Raw genomic sequence first — 13,521 nt, 5'->3', positions numbered from 1 at the left:
GAGCCCGTGAACGATCGCACGCACGACCTGCCGATCAACCCGGTTCCGCGGAGTGAGCTGGGTGCCGGGCCAGCGCTGAGAGTGTCGACAGGTCTGGTGCTCGGTGTCGCTGGAGGCGTCGTCACGGCGTTGGTCGGCTACCCCCGGTTCGCCTTCCTGATCGGCTGGGATGTCGCGGCGATGGTGTTCACGGTCTGGACGTGGATTCTGGTCTGGCCCTTCGATGCGACGCTCACCGCGAGCCACGCAACGCGGGAAGAACCGGCTCGCAACGTCGCACACCTGCTGATTCTCGGCGCTGCCGTCGCGAGCCTGGTCGGTATCGCGTTTCTGCTCTTGGCGGCACCCGACGGACATCACTACCAAGTCGTGGCGGCATCGGTTGCAGTAGGCAGCGTCGTGATCTCGTGGCTGGCGGTCCACACGCTCTTCGCCCTCGGCTATGCGCGGCTGTACTACTCCGGCCCCGACGGCGGAATCGATTTCAATCAGGAAGAACCGCCGCGGTACAGCGATTTCGCCTACGTGGCCTACACAGTCGGGATGAGCTTCGCGATTTCCGACACCAACTTGAAGTCGTCGGACATGCGCGCGATGGCGCTCGGCCACGCATTGCTCTCGTACCTGTTCGGTTCGGTGATCGTGGCGTCCGTCGTCAACTTGATTGCAGGCCTGTGACCGATCAAGCCGTGTGACCGATCAAGCCGCTGCACGTCCGATGCTTGAGAGGAAGCCGGCGGCTCCGAAGAACAGGCCGGCGAACACTCGATTGGTGGTTCTCTGCTGTTTGGGGGATCGCATCAAGGTGAGCACCCGTGCGGCCAGCCCGGTGTATCCGGTCATCACGATCACGTCGACTGCGCACATCGTGGCGGCGATGATCAGATACTGCGGAAGCAGCGGTGCCGACGGGTCCAGGAATTGTGGGAGCACTGCGAGCATGAAAACGACAGCCTTCGGGTTGCTCGCGTTCACGAGAAAACCGCGAAGCATCATCATCGGGCCGGAACTGCTCGCGGTTGCCTCGTCGGTCTCCACCTCGGTGGGCGCCGATCGCCACTGCCTGATTCCCAGGTAGACGAGGTATGCCACACCGAACCACTTGATCAAGGAAAAGGCCACGGTCGAACTGGCGAGAATTGCACCGACCCCGGCCGCGACAATTCCGATCTGCAGCAGCAATCCCAACTGCAGCCCGAAGATGTTCCAGTATCCGCGCCGCAAGCCGTAGGCAAGCCCTGACGACATCGACGCAATGGCGCCGGCCCCCGGTGACAGGCTGATCACCCAACTTGCTCCGAAGAACGCCAACCAGACGTGCCAACTCATGTCGAAAGTCCTTTGATCGGGGAATACTCCCGACAACCAGCACGCACGGGATCAGAAAAGTGTAGACGGACTGTCCTGCTCACTGCTCGCGACAGTGCAATGATCGGGAGATGACGTCGTATCCCGTACTCGACCTGACACCCGACGAATTACTGACCACAACGCGGACGGTTCGAAAGCGTCTGGATCTGACACGTCCCGTGCCGTTGGACCTGGTGAAGGAATGCCTCCAGATCGCCCTGCAAGCGCCCTCCGGTTCGAATCGCCAGGGGTGGCAGTGGATGGTGGTGACCGATCCGGCACTGCGTGCAGCAGTCGGGCAGATCTACAAGGAAGTCACCGACGAGTACCTTGCTTCTCACGGTTCGGCGGCAAAACTCTTCGCCGATGATCCCGATCGCGCGCCGATCCAACAGCGAGTAGGCACCAGCGTCGCGTGGCTCGGTGAGCACATGGGCGAGGTGCCGGTTCTTCTCATTCCGTGCATCAAGGCGGGTAAGACGTTGCCGGAGGGGAACCAGGCCGGTCTGTGGGGTTCTCTACTCCCGGCCGCGTGGAGTTACGCTCTGGCCGCACGGGCACGTGGACTCGGTACGGCGTGGACGACATTGCACCTGCAGCGTGAGGCGGAAGTTGCCGAGCTGCTGGGTATTCCGGCCGGATTCCATCAGGCGGCGCTTATCCCGACGGCGTACTTCACCGGCGAGACGTTCAAACCCGCCGCCCGTGAACCGGTCGACAACGTGCTGCACGTGGACCGATGGTGAGCCTGATCTACTCGGCGATCTGCTCGATCGACGGGTATGTGGCTGATGAGCAGGGGAACTTCGACTGGGCGGTTCCCGACGCGCAGGTCCATTCGTTCGTCAACGAGCTCGAGAGGGGAGTCGGCACGTACCTGCTCGGGCGCCGGATGTACGAGACGATGATTCCCTGGGAGACAATGATTCCCTGGGAGACAATGGCACACGAGGACCTTCAAGGTACTTCCGTGTCGGTAGGTTCTTCGGTGCCGGACGAGTTTGCCGGAATCGAGTCGGCGACAGTCGAGTTCGCTCAGATCTGGGGTGGCATCGATAAAATCGTGTACTCCACGACGCTGAACGAGGTGTCGACGGCGCGCACAACGATTGCCCGGGACTTCGACGCCGACGCCGTTCGTGCGCTCGAGAGCGAAGCGGTACAAGATATCTCGATCGGCGGGCCGACGATCGCTGCAAGTGCATTCGCGGCGGGGCTGGTCGACGAATGCCGACTGTTCGTCTGCCCGGTCAGCGTAGGAGGCGGATTGCCTGCCCTTCCGCGCGGGCGACTGGACCTGCGGCTGCTCGAAGAGAAAACCTTCGACGGCGGCGTCATCTATCTGCGGTACGCCGTCCGCTAAGCCGCGATCATCACCGCCGTGACTACTGCGAGTAGAGCGATGTAGGCGGCGGCATGGATCCGGTCCGGGATGGCGCCGACAATTCGCCGGCTCAGTGCAATCGCAGGTAGAGAGCCGGCCAGTAACGCGCAAACGGCGAGAAGGTCGATTGCGCCGACCCTGCCCGCTGACAGATCCGAGGCGGTGCTGTGCCCTGATGAGGCCGCGTACACCGCAGTCGCGACGACGGCGACAGGCAAGCTCAACGGGTTGGCGCTCGCGGCGGCGTCGGCCATCGGAACTCCGCCGCGACGCATCATCGGAACCGTCATGACGCTCCCGCCGACTCCGAGGAAACTTGCGACGGCGCCGATGCCTATCCCGACAGCGCGGACGCCGTGACGGTCAAGATGTTCTCGAGGTTCAGGTGGTGTCAGAAACCCTTGTCGCAGAAGGCTGTCGAGGATTGTGACCACGAGGTAGAGGACGAACAGAATCCGAACGGCGCCGTCGTCGACGTGACCTGCCGCAACCGCTCCGAGGCCTGCTCCGACTGCGACGGGGCCGATCAGTGGTCTGATGTACTCCGCCCGAAGCCGTCCTGACTTCCTGAATGCGATTGTGGCACTGAGTGAATTGACCACCATCACTGCCGCCGAGGATGCGACGGCGACATGCATCGGATCGATGGCGTCCGCCCGAAGTGTGGATGCAGCGTAAACGATTGGGACGGTGACAAACCCGCCACCGAATCCGAACAGAACGGTGGTGACTCCGGTCAAGGCGCCGAAAGCGAGAAGGATGAGGGCGTAATGAAGCACTTGATGAACGGTAGCGATTTCTCCGCTGGCGCACATTCGAAGGTTCGCCACGTTCCATTGTCAATCAGACACGGACTCGGTAGGTTCCTCCGGTGCGCAACATTTCGATCAACGACGTCGATCACTCACCTCGCGGTGTTCTCGCAATCGGAAGCGACTACCCACCCGGTCACGTGTTGGCCGCCCACGAACATCGACGAGCCCAGTTTCTCTTCGCTGTGAACGGTGCGATGAACGTCGAAACCGATGACGGTGAGTGGACGGTTCTGCCGTCCAATGCGGTCATGATTCCCGCCGGTGTCGCTCATGCCGTGACAATGGACGGCGTAAGCACGCGAAGCCTCTACATCGAACCGTCCGCAGCGCCGTGGTTCCCGGTCAGGTGCCGAGTCGTCGCGGTGTCGTCGCTCCTGCGTGAGCTGCTCGTCGCTGCAGTCGACATGGATGTCGAGTTGAACGTGGAGGACGACTTCCCGGCACACGGACGCGGCGCCGCGGTATTTCAGCTGATCCTGCACGAACTTCGCGATCTTGCGCCCCTGCCTGTGGAACTTCCGCTGCCTCGGCACCCGGGATTGCGGGCGTTGTGCACGCGGTATCTCGCCGGCCCGTCGATCCACGACTCGCCCACGCGGTGGGCCGAGCAACTCCACATCAGTGAACGAACACTGCACCGCTTGCTGATCTCGGAAACGGGGATGAGCGCGTCGTCGTGGATGCAGCGTGCCTGCATTCTTCACGCGCTCCCGAAACTCTCTGCCGGTGCCAGTGTGACAGCCGTTGCGTCTGAACTCGGATACTCGACGCCGGCTGCCTTCGCAGCGATGTGCACCCGAGTTTCGGGTGCACCGCCCAGTAGCTATCGGGCGCGCGTCACGACACAGACACCGGGATGATGTCGGCGACGACGTCGTGGATGAGACCGTCACGGACTTCGAAGGTTTCACGAATCTCCACGGTCATGAGGCGAGTGCCACCGATTCCCGCGTCGAGCAGATAGGTGGTCGAGACGATGTCCCCGGCTTCCGACATCTCGAGGTCTCGGACACCCTGGATAACGCGGTATTGGATACCGTTTTCGAGGTCGGCGGACATCTGTGGTCCGGAGAACCCCGTCTTGAGTCCGGCTTCGACGCGCGTCGCATCCGGGGCGAAATGAACATCGGAAACGTCATGGGAGACCAGGGCGTCGATGTAGGCGCGTGCCTGCGCCTCGCGGGGTGAATCGGCCGGGTTGGGGGCTGCTGTCGCAGCGCCTCCGGCAACCAGGATCAGGGCAGCCGTGGCAGCGGCAGTTCCGGCGATATTTCGCAGTGTTCGCATGGGACATCCTAACGACGAGGTGTGGAGGAATTTCGGAAAACGGCCGTCATCGAGTAGCCGTACAGCTGCGGGGAGGATCGACGAGCGAGCAGAAAGCCGGGGCCATGACGGGCACGTAGTCGGCCCCGACGCCGTTCTCGTGAATGATCCGGCCGTAGGCGTCGACGCCGTCGGTCGGGATTCGCGCCGCAGTGGGATCGCCGAGAACATCGACCGTGTAGAGGCCGAATCGAGGTCGGTACGAACCCCATTCGTAGTTGTCGGTGATGGACCAGTAGTTGTAGCCGATCACGTCGGCACCGTCTTCTCGGGCGCGTTCCATCCAATAGATGTGATCGCGTAAGTGATTCGCGCGTGTGTAACCGTCGGCGCGCGGCGCTCCATTGTCGGTGGGCATGCCGTTCTCGACGATGTAGAGGGGGAGCTCCGGATACTTGTCCGAGTACCGCATCAATGCGTCGTAGAGGCCTTCGGGTTGTGGTGTGACGTTGTAGAACTCGTCGAGTGCGGCGTACGCGGCAGTCGGATTGTTCAGGGCCACACCGTAGTAGTAGTCGATCCCGAGAAAGTCGAGCTTGTCGCGCACCCGATCCGTGAATACCGAATCGATCGCCTCGGACACGCCGGGAATGAAGGAGAAATTACTGCTCACGCGGGCACCGGGATCGAGAACATGGATGCGGTCGTAGATCGCCCGGTGGGCTCGGACCAATGAATCGAACATCGACGGTGCCTGGGTGAGTGCGATTCCGCCGTAGGTCAATTCACGCTGAACATACACAGTCGGCTCGTTGATCGTGATCCACAGCGCCCCGATTCCGGAGTACCGCTCGACTACCTTCTCTGCGTTGACCAGCCAATCGGCTTCCGTCTTCGGATTTGTCCAGCCGCCTTGATCGACAACCCATCCCGGATACACCCAGTGGTCGAGCGTGATCATCGGAGTCATGCCCCGCGCGCGGATGTGAGCCACCACGTCGTCGTAGTACGCGAATTCGGCCTCGTTCCAGCTCCCGGCGGCGGGCTGAACTCGCGCCCACTCGACGCCGAATCGGAAAACCTTCGATCCCAGATCGGCCGCCAGGTCGATGTCCTCGGCGTAGCGATGCCGGAAGTTGACCGAATCACCGATTTTGTCGTGGGTTCGTCCGGAATCGGAGTATCGAGACCAGTTGCTGTCCGGTGACGAACCTTCTGATTGGAATCCGGAGGTGGCAACGCCCCAGAGGAAGTCATCCGGTACCTCCGCCGAGGCGCGAGTGAGAAAGGCGAGCGCCCCGAGCAGGCACGTCAGTGCCATGAGTGCAGGCGTAATAGACCGTGACAGGGCTCCCATGCCTGGGAGACTAAGTCATACAAGTGTCCAGTCGCAGGCGTTTCGTCCGATCCGCCCGCGACTGGATCGTGTCACTCAGTGACCCAGCCGCTCAGAAATTCCGCTCAGAAAACCATGGTCATCGATCCCGGATTCCACGTCCCGGAGCGCTGAACGGTCGCTTCGTCGACCTGGGCAGGCACTGCACTCGGATCGATCGGTGTGTACTTCTCGATCGAACCCCAGTCGCGAGCCCAGTCGTTGTCGAGGTACGACGGAATGGTCTGAGCGGTCAGGAGCAGATCGATCCACCCCAACGGTCCACCGCCGTAGTGGTCCTGCCAGGCGCTGGTCACGAGCGCGCCGGAATGGTCGGGAAGGATCCGATACTCGGGGACCTCGGCGATACCGACCCGATGATCGAAGGGGCGTTGGCACGGGAATGCCAGTCCGACAGCCCAATCCAGCATGACGGGCGCCTGTGAACCGACGACGTCGTTGAGCTTCTGTGTCTTCGGAACCCGCGGCGGGGTGACGGCCACCCATTGGTCGGGCTTGCTGTCGTAGTCGCTGACGACAAGTCGAATGCTGTTGGCTTCGACGGGAATCTGGTCCAGCGGCACACGCAGGTTCCGCCATGAGGGTGCCGGACCGATGTCGAGGGGCGCGATCTTTCCGAGTGTTTCCACAGCGTCTGTTTCGGCATCGTCGACGCCACGCGCTGTTCCGTATTCGACCTCGACGTTCTGGCCGTAGGTGACGATTCCGTCCTTGTCGACCGACCGAACACGACCAGCGGTTGCAATCGAGATGATGTCTCCGCGTGTGGCGTTCTCGCCCACGTCGGGGAGTTGGTACCAGTCGCTGGTCAGAGTGCCGGGGGAGGGCTGACCGTAACTACCCATGACGGGTGTTGTCGCCGGGTCGAGACCGAACGGCAACGCGACCGAACTACCGTTGACTCCGGTCTGTCCGGCGCCACCGCCGGTTCCGGCCGAGTTACCGGCGGTGTCCTCGGAGGTGTCGACGGTGTTCGCGCCGCCGGTAGCCGTGGCTTCCTTGTCTGCTCGAAGGTCGGAGGCGACGCCATTCGGATCGAATCCTGTAGCCCCACCGGCGGAGAGTGCTGTGGCGACGCTGCCCGAGAGGGGCGTCAGCATCGAGGCGTTCGGATCGGTCTCGAGCAGAACGTCGTTGGCGAGTCCGCAGTGTTGGCCGAGAACGGCGTCGACGTTTGCACGGCCCACCGAATAGGCCGGGTACTGGGTGACCGCGCCCTTGGCCATGGACAGCACCTCGAAGAGGACCACGGCACCTGCGGCAATCGTCAGTGGCGAGATGGCAAGCAGTCGAGCGTGCTTCGCGGACGGTTCCTTCCCGGCGGTGTACGGCTCACGGAAGAAGTACCACGCGGCGACGCCGAGCATCAGCACGGTCAGCCCGAGGAGGACGGTGCTCGCGCCGAGTCCGCTGATCGACACCGGCTTGTCAAACCACGGAACGCTGTAGCTGGACACGTAGTAATAGCTGTTGCTGCCGGTGAATGCGACGGCCAGGAGAAACAGTACGGCTGCCGCGAAGAGGGCCCGATTGCGCGGCGAGCGCAGGAGTTTTGTTCCCACGGCGACCGCCGTCATCATCGCCAGAACGGCGGTGAGTCCGGCAAAGATTCCGAAGTGGTGCGTCCACTTGGTCGGCGAGAACATCAGCAGCGGCAGTGCGCCGATCGTCAGCCCCACGACGCGGCGTGACGGGCCGGCGGCCAAACCGGGAATCCGGCCGCCCTTGCGCAGCATCATCGCGGTGCAGACGCCAAGGCACAGAACCATGACGAACACACCGAATCTGCGAGTCAGAGAACCGTCGACGGAGATGTTGAAGAGGTATTGATAACGGAGGTACTCGTCGAACCAGGGCTGGTTCGGTGAGATCGAGTGGACGCGTTGCATCTCGATGACGGCAGCCAGACTCTGATCGCCGAACGCGGGGATGAGGATCGACAGTCCGGCAGCCAGCAATGGTCCGACAGCCGCGACGTAACCGGTGGTGCGGGCACGTTCGATGATGATGCGCATGATCGGGCGGATTCCGGCGATCAGTGCGGCGAAGCAGATGAGGCCGGAAGGCCCGGCGGTCAAGGTGAATCCGGCGATCAGTATCGCGACTGCGACCGGCAGAAGTCGTCTCGTCGCGACTGCCCGCTCGATCGAGCACCACGTCAGCAGGACGCCGAGAGCAACGATCGGTTCGGGACGCAGTCCGTTGTTGAACGGAAGCCAGAATGCAAGGAAGACAAGCGCGCCGGTCCAGAGGGCGAGTCGATTTCCGCGAATTGCGGCGCCCAGCCGAGGCGCAACCTCGCGTCTGATGACGAGCCAGGTGATGATGCCTGCCAACAGAGCGGGCAGACGAACCCAGGGGCTTGCAGTGCTGACGTGCGCCAGGAGTCCGAGGATGTTGTAGTACGGCGTTCCGAACGGGGTCTCGGGGACCGCGAACCACCGGAAATAGTTGGACATGTAGCCCGATTGCTCGGAGGCCCTTGCCATCGTGAACTGGTAGCCGTCATCGGTGGTGGTAGCGCCGATGAAGTGCCACAGCACCAGAGTTCCGACGACGACGCCGTCGAGGACGGTGAACTTCCACCATCGGGCGGGCAGAAATTTGCGTGTGCCCCGGCCGTCGCGGTTGTCGAGGCGGTGCAGCGCGAAGAGGGACACGACAGCCGTGAGTGCCCCGAGAATCATGGCGAGAGTCTTGATCACCGACGGACTCGACGTGAAGCGAGAGTCCGCCTCGATCGAGACGTTCAAACCGGCTGCCGCCGAATCGAGGTCGCTGAAGACGCCGACTACCTGTGGTCGGCTGTCGCCCTCGATGACGCGCGGTTCGGAACCGGTGGCGCTGAAGGTGGTTCGGGTCGGCTCGGCGGCGAGCGTGAGCGCGCATCCAGTTTGCAGATCAGCAACGGGTGTCGAGAGCAGCACTTGATCGCGCAGGACAACGTCGACCCGAGCGGGAGCGTCGGCGGATTCGGGGGAGACAGTGGCAACAAATCCGTAGCGGCGCGCATCGGCGGCACCCGGGGGAGCAGTCGAGACGAGTGTTCCGCCGGTGGCCGCCAACTCGCTGATCGACGCGCACGGAATCGATGCCTCCATGCGCAAAGGTGTGTACGAGACCAATGGCGCCTCGACGCTTGTCGTCGACCCGGCCTGCGGCCAGTTGACGACGGCTGTGTCCTGCTCGATCGGCAGGAACGGCACTGATCCGCACAAAACTATGCCGAGGATCGATGCGACAATCGCAACGATCCGTGCTCGGTTCGGTCCGCTGGATCGCTGAGGGGTCGGCAAGGCCGGAGGTGCGGTCGTGGCCACGTCACTGTCTGTCACGACTTTGGACCCTAGCTGTGCGTGACGTGTTTGTTATAAAAGCGCGAGTAATGGGATGGTCGTGTTCCCGGTGCCGTTCCGCGGTGCGGGGGTTGTCGGCGATCGAGGCGGGGGTGCTGTGCACGAAGTTCACGAGTCCATTTCGTTGAGCCCACTTCTGCGGCGTTCGACGGCCGCATTGTGCGTCGTCCTCGGAATTGTCCTGGTGATTGTCTGCGGGTTCGCGGCGATCGTGGAACACGACCCGGCGGGCTACGTCGGCGCAGTGTTGTCCGCGGTCCTGTCCTTCGGGTTGGCCGCGTACATGTGGAAGGTGCGCGTGATCATCACCACAGACGTCGAACGAGTGTCGATCGCGCTGTCTCCGGGGCTGCGTCAGGTATTTCGGTGGGACGAAGTTGTGTCTGCAACTGCAGTACATATCGGGATGGGCTCCGGAATCGGTTATCGAATGACCGGCCCAGGTATGCGGGTAATTCTCGCGTCACCCGGCGCCGGGGTCCGCTTTCGTCTGCACGACGGACGCGAAATCTCGGTGGCGACCGACCGAAGGGACGAGCTGATCGAACTCGCCCGGCGGCGGGCGCCGGACCTGCAGTGAGCGTCGCAGGTGGACCGGTGAAAAATGGGGTGCGCCTATCCTGGATAATTGACATCAGTTCTGTGTTTCAGGCGCGTTGTTCAGGCCTGTAATGCCGGACCGGTTTGCTGCCGCTTGCACAGGCACCCCGTTTGCGTACGAGAGGAACTCTCATGCTTGCCCGCACCGACCTGCGTGGTCGTACCCCATCCACGGCCGAACTTCGCGCCGCGCTTCCCCGAGGTGGAGTGGATGTGGACGCGGTGCTGCATCAGGTTCGCCCGATGGTCGAAGCTGTTCGTGATCGCGGGGCAGAAGCCGCCCTCGAGTTCGGCGAGAAGTTCGACGGCGTTCGTCCGGCTTCGGTTCGTGTACCCGCAGCCGAGCTCGAGCGCGCACTTCGTGAACTCGACCCCGCAGTCAAGGAAGCCCTCGAGGTTGCGATCGAGCGCACCCGCAAGGTGCACGCCGATCAGCGTCGCAAGGACACCGTCACCGAGGTCGTTCCGGGTGGCACGGTCACCGAGCGTTGGGTGCCGGTCGAGCGCGTCGGGCTGTACGTACCCGGCGGCAATGCCGTGTACCCGTCGAGCGTTGTCATGAACGTCGTGCCGGCTCAGACGGCCGGCGTCGGGTCGCTTGTTGTCGCCTCGCCGCCCCAAGCCGACTTCGGCGGATTGCCGCACCCGACCATTCTTGCCGCCGCAGCCATGCTCGGCGTCGACGAGGTGTGGGCCGTCGGCGGCGGGCAGGGCGTCGCCCTCCTTACCTACGGCGGAACCGACACCGATGGAACCGAGCTTGTCCCGGTCGACCTCATCACCGGTCCCGGCAACATCTACGTCACTGCGGCCAAGCGTCTGTGCCGCGGACTGGTCGGCATCGACGCAGAAGCCGGTCCCACCGAGATCGCGATCCTCGCCGACCACACCGCTGACCCGGTCCACGTTGCCGCCGACCTCATCAGTCAGGCCGAGCACGACGTGATGGCCGCCAGCGTTCTTGTCACGACCAGCGTCGAATTGGCCGACGCGGTCGACAAAGCTCTGGCTGCGCAGCTCGAGATCACCAAGCACCGCGAACGCGTCACCACGGCACTGACCGGCAGCCAGTCGGGCACGGTACTGGTTTCTGATGTTTCCGCTGGTCTGCGCGTCGTCAACGCTTATGCGGCCGAGCACCTCGAGATTCAGACCGAGGACGCAACCGGTGTCGCAGCTCAGGTCACCAGCGCTGGTGCCGTGTTCGTCGGCCCATGGGCGCCGGTCAGCCTCGGCGACTACTGCGCCGGCTCCAACCACGTTCTGCCGACGGCCGGGTGTGCACGTCACTCCTCCGGTCTGAGCGTGCAGACCTTCTTGCGTGGGATCCACGTGATCGACTACTCCGAGTCGGCTCTGAAAGACGTTGCCGGACACGTCATCACGCTCGCCAACGCGGAGGACCTGCCGGCTCACGGCGAGGCTGTGCGTCTACGATTCGAGGCTCTGCGATGAGTAGTGCTCCTGGAGAATCGATTTCGGTCGACGCCCTTCCGGTTCGCGAGAACCTGCGTGGAAAGTCGGCATACGGCGCACCGCAGTTGACGGTGCCGGTTCAGCTCAACACGAACGAGAACCCGCATCCGCCGACGCAGGCGCTCATCGACGATGTCGCCGAATCCGTGCGCGAAGCCGCGAAGGAACTGCACCGCTACCCCGACCGTGACGCTGTCGCGTTGCGGACGGATCTGGCGGCGTACCTGTCGAAGCAGACGGGTGTACCGGTCACCGTCGACAATCTGTGGGCGGCAAACGGATCGAACGAGATTCTGCAGCAGCTGTTGCAGGCATTCGCAGGTCCGGGACGTAGCGCGATGGGTTTTGTTCCCTCGTATTCGATGCACCCGATCATCGCCGACGGTACCGATACCGAGTGGGTCGAGGTCTTCCGTCGGGACGACTTCGCACTCGACGTGGATGGTGCCGTCACAGTGATCGAGGAACGTCGACCGGACGTCGTGTTCGTGACCAGTCCCAACAACCCGACCGGACACAGCGTCGGTATTGCGGAACTACGACGCATCCTCGACGTGGCGCCGGGCATCGTGATCGTCGACGAGGCGTACGCGGAGTTCTCCGCTGCCCCCAGCGCGATGACGCTGATCGACGAGTTCCCGGCCAAGCTGGTTGTGACCCGCACCATGAGCAAGGCTTTCGCGTTTGCCGGTGGCCGACTCGGCTACCTCGCCGCCGCTCCCGCGTTCATCGACGCACTGTTGTTGGTGCGCTTGCCGTATCACCTCTCGGTGGTCACGCAAGCGGCGGCACGTGCCGCCCTGCGTCACGCCGACGAGACCCTCGGCAGTGTCCACGCCTTGTCCGCCGAGCGTGATCGGGTGTCGAAGGCACTGGCGGACACCGGTTTCCGAGTGATTCCCAGTGACGCGAACTTCATCTTGTTCGGTCAGTTCACCGACAGCGCACAGGCGTGGAAGGAATACCTCGACCGCGGGGTTCTCATCCGCGACATCGGCATCCCCGGATATCTGCGGGCCACCGTGGGACTCGAAGCCGAGAACGACGCGTTCATCAAGGCCAGTGACGAAATCGCAGGCACCCAGCTGGTCGACACGAATTCAGGAGAGACGGCATGAGCGATCGCATCGCGCGGATCGAACGAACAACTCGGGAATCAAGCATCGTCGTCGAACTGAATCTGGACGGGACCGGCATCGTCGACGTCTCCACCGGCGTTCCGTTCTTCGACCACATGCTAAATGCCTTGGGTACGCACGCCAGCTTCGATCTGGACGTCAAGGCGAAGGGTGACGTCGAGATCGACGCCCACCACACCGTCGAGGACACCGCGATCGTTTTCGGCCAGGCGCTCGGCCAGGCTCTCGGCGACAAGAAGGGCATCCGTCGTTTCGGCGACGCTTTCATCCCGATGGACGAAACGTTGGCGCACGCGTCGGTCGATGTCTCCGGTCGCCCTTACTGCGCGCACACCGGTGAGCCCGACTACATGGTGCATTCCGTCATCGGCGGGTACCCGGGCGTTCCGTATCACGCGGTGATCAACCGCCACGTGTTCGAGTCGATCGCATTGAATGCACGTATCGCACTGCACGTTCGGGTTCTGTACGGCCGCGATCAGCATCACATCACCGAAGCCGAGTACAAGGCCGTTGCGCGCGCTCTGCGTGAGGCGGTCGAGCCGGATCCGCGCGTGAGTGGCGTGCCGTCGACGAAGGGCACACTGTGAGCGTCCTCTTCACCTACCTGCTGTTCATCGGCGCGGGTATTGCCGTGGGCGGCGCCTACTCGATGTTCAAGGTCAACAAGCTTGCGTCGGGAATCCTTCTGGCGTTGGCGGTTCTGGCGGCGGTAGCGGGCGCACTGCGTCTGTGACGC

The 13,521-nt window shown here is 63.1% G+C and carries 14 protein-coding genes; 9 read left to right on the top strand and 5 right to left on the bottom strand.

What is annotated here, in order from left to right:
• Positions 1 to 6 precede the first annotated feature (6 nt).
• Positions 7 to 678: a DUF1345 domain-containing protein gene (locus GJB56_RS09405; RefSeq protein ID WP_113684127.1), complete on the top strand. Its 672-nt coding sequence runs from the start codon at positions 7 to 9 to the stop codon at positions 676 to 678.
• Positions 679 to 699: 21 nt separating this feature from the next.
• Here GJB56_RS09405 and GJB56_RS09400 read toward each other — a convergent pair whose 3' ends face one another.
• On the bottom strand, positions 700 to 1,329 hold the full coding sequence (locus GJB56_RS09400) for a LysE family transporter (protein ID WP_020908008.1): 630 nt from the start codon (positions 1,327 to 1,329) through the stop codon (positions 700 to 702).
• A gap of 110 nt (positions 1,330 to 1,439) precedes the next feature.
• On the opposite strand from GJB56_RS09400, the gene GJB56_RS09395 reads away from it, so the two are divergent.
• Positions 1,440 to 2,096, top strand: a complete 657-nt coding sequence (locus GJB56_RS09395) for a nitroreductase family protein (RefSeq protein WP_003942413.1) — start codon at positions 1,440 to 1,442, stop codon at positions 2,094 to 2,096.
• Complete coding sequence (locus GJB56_RS09390; protein ID WP_021333666.1) at positions 2,090 to 2,713, top strand: dihydrofolate reductase family protein; 624 nt, start codon at positions 2,090 to 2,092, stop codon at positions 2,711 to 2,713. Before GJB56_RS09395 ends, GJB56_RS09390 begins: the two co-directional genes overlap by 7 nt.
• On the opposite strand, the gene GJB56_RS09385 is transcribed toward GJB56_RS09390, so the two are convergent.
• Positions 2,710 to 3,513 (bottom strand): sulfite exporter TauE/SafE family protein, encoded by an 804-nt coding sequence (locus GJB56_RS09385; protein ID WP_230091162.1) that lies wholly within the window; start codon positions 3,511 to 3,513, stop codon positions 2,710 to 2,712. The genes GJB56_RS09390 and GJB56_RS09385 overlap by 4 nt on opposite strands.
• 92 nt (positions 3,514 to 3,605) lie before the next feature.
• Between GJB56_RS09385 and GJB56_RS09380 the strand changes: the two genes are divergently transcribed.
• Positions 3,606 to 4,409 carry an AraC family transcriptional regulator gene (locus GJB56_RS09380; protein WP_113684125.1) on the top strand — a complete coding sequence of 268 codons (804 nt, stop codon included), beginning with the start codon at positions 3,606 to 3,608 and terminating at the stop codon, positions 4,407 to 4,409.
• On the opposite strand, the gene GJB56_RS09375 is transcribed toward GJB56_RS09380, so the two are convergent.
• The 3 genes from GJB56_RS09375 to GJB56_RS09365 form a co-directional block, all read right to left on the bottom strand.
• Positions 4,387 to 4,836, bottom strand: a complete 450-nt coding sequence (locus GJB56_RS09375) for a hypothetical protein (RefSeq protein WP_003942394.1) — start codon at positions 4,834 to 4,836, stop codon at positions 4,387 to 4,389. The two genes, GJB56_RS09380 and GJB56_RS09375, sit on opposite strands and share 23 nt — an antisense overlap.
• Before the next feature lie 46 nt (positions 4,837 to 4,882).
• Entirely contained in the window at positions 4,883 to 6,136 is a 1,254-nt protein-coding gene (locus GJB56_RS09370; RefSeq protein ID WP_113684124.1) for a glycoside hydrolase family 1 protein, read from the bottom strand.
• Positions 6,137 to 6,276: 140 nt separating this feature from the next.
• Positions 6,277 to 9,546 (bottom strand): arabinosyltransferase domain-containing protein, encoded by a 3,270-nt coding sequence (locus GJB56_RS09365; protein ID WP_442792717.1) that lies wholly within the window; start codon positions 9,544 to 9,546, stop codon positions 6,277 to 6,279.
• A 55-nt stretch (positions 9,547 to 9,601) separates the two neighbouring features.
• Between GJB56_RS09365 and GJB56_RS09360 the strand changes: the two genes are divergently transcribed.
• The 5 genes from GJB56_RS09360 to GJB56_RS31350 all read left to right on the top strand — a co-directional run bounded on the left by GJB56_RS09360 (position 9,602) and on the right by GJB56_RS31350 (position 13,518).
• Complete coding sequence (locus GJB56_RS09360; protein ID WP_019748778.1) at positions 9,602 to 10,147, top strand: hypothetical protein; 546 nt, start codon at positions 9,602 to 9,604, stop codon at positions 10,145 to 10,147.
• A gap of 152 nt (positions 10,148 to 10,299) precedes the next feature.
• Positions 10,300 to 11,622, top strand: coding sequence for a histidinol dehydrogenase (gene hisD / locus GJB56_RS09355; protein ID WP_020908000.1), 1,323 nt, complete (start codon positions 10,300 to 10,302; stop codon positions 11,620 to 11,622).
• On the top strand, positions 11,619 to 12,761 hold the full coding sequence (locus tag GJB56_RS09350) for a histidinol-phosphate transaminase (RefSeq protein ID WP_113684122.1): 1,143 nt from the start codon (positions 11,619 to 11,621) through the stop codon (positions 12,759 to 12,761). The genes hisD and GJB56_RS09350 overlap by 4 nt, the downstream gene beginning before the upstream one ends.
• Positions 12,758 to 13,372 (top strand): imidazoleglycerol-phosphate dehydratase HisB, encoded by a 615-nt coding sequence (gene hisB, locus GJB56_RS09345; protein WP_113684121.1) that lies wholly within the window; start codon positions 12,758 to 12,760, stop codon positions 13,370 to 13,372. The genes GJB56_RS09350 and hisB overlap by 4 nt, the downstream gene beginning before the upstream one ends.
• Positions 13,369 to 13,518: a hypothetical protein gene (locus GJB56_RS31350; protein ID WP_007732248.1), complete on the top strand. Its 150-nt coding sequence runs from the start codon at positions 13,369 to 13,371 to the stop codon at positions 13,516 to 13,518. Before hisB ends, GJB56_RS31350 begins: the two co-directional genes overlap by 4 nt.
• The last annotated feature ends 3 nt before the right edge of the window (positions 13,519 to 13,521 follow it).

This window comes from Rhodococcus sp. AQ5-07, from assembly GCF_009707305.1.
Lineage (GTDB): Bacteria > Actinomycetota > Actinomycetes > Mycobacteriales > Mycobacteriaceae > Rhodococcus_F > Rhodococcus_F erythropolis.
Note: the sequence above shows the minus strand (reverse complement) of the source record. Positions and strands in the feature narration are given on the sequence as shown.